This is a genomic window from Ideonella alba, assembly GCF_018069845.1.
GTDB lineage: Bacteria > Pseudomonadota > Gammaproteobacteria > Burkholderiales > Burkholderiaceae_C > Ideonella > Ideonella alba.
In genome coordinates, this window is the sequence record NZ_JAGQDD010000055.1 from 1 (window position 1) to 1048 (window position 1048).

1 protein-coding gene is annotated in these 1048 nt (G+C 66.8%); it reads left to right on the forward strand.

The window, feature by feature from the left end:
* Positions 1 to 136 precede the first annotated feature (136 nt).
* The coding region (locus KAK03_RS24735) for an IS110 family RNA-guided transposase (RefSeq protein WP_210857352.1) at positions 137 to 1048 on the forward strand (912 nt) is incomplete at its 3' end.

The window sequence follows — 1048 nt, forward strand, 5'->3', positions numbered from 1 at the left end:
ACGACTCGACAGCCCGTTGAAGCCTTGGGCTCACCAGCCCGCACGTTAGCGCGGGGCGTCGAGTCGCTCGTTCTTGTAGCCCGAACAGTTGATGGGGCCCATTGGAGCCCGGATTCTTGCAAGGCAGGGTACTGGAATGAACACCTCTGAATCCTTTGTCGGCATTGATGTGGCCAAGGACTGGCTTGATCTCGCGTGGCTGGGCGCTCAGACGCAGCGCCTGGATTACTCGGACGAGGCCATTGCGGGACTGCTCGATCGCCTGCGATCCGAGCCGCCCACGCTCATCGTCATGGAGGCCACTGGCGGCCTGGAAACCAGGCTGGCCAGCGCACTGGCCGCGGCGGGCTTGCCCGTGGCGGTGGTCAATCCCCGCCAGGTGCGCGACTACGCCAAGGCCTGCGGTCGCCTGGCCAAGACCGATCGCATTGACGCGATGGTGCTGGCCGCGTTCGCGGCAGCCATTCGTCCGCAGGTGCGCCCGCTGCCCGACGAGGACACGCGCGCGCTGGGTGATCTGCTGGCCCGCCGGCGCCAACTCGTCGAGATGCGGGTGCAGGAAAAGCTTCGTGTGGCGCGCGCTTCCAGCGTGCAGCGCACCAGCCTGCGTGAGCACATCGCCTGGCTCGATGAGCGCATCGCCCGCCTGGACATTGATCTGACCCACGCGCTGCGCACCTCCAACGCCTGGCGCGACAAGGACGACCTGCTCAAGCAGATTCCCGGCGTGGGCTCGCTCACCCGTGCTGCCATGCTGGCCTGGCTGCCGGAGCTGGGCTCGCTCAAGCGTCGACAGATCGCCGCACTCGTGGGCCTTGCGCCCTTCAACCGCGACAGCGGCACTCACCGCGGCGCGCGCGTGATTTGGGGTGGCCGCGCACAGGTGCGTCGCATCCTCTACATGGCCACGGTCGCAGGCATCCGATGCAATCCGGTGCTGCGCGAGTTCTATCAACGCCTGCGTGCCCAAGGCAAGCCCGCCAAGGTCGCGCTCACCGCCTGCATGCGCAAGTTGCTCACCATCATGAACGCCATGCTCAAGCACCAC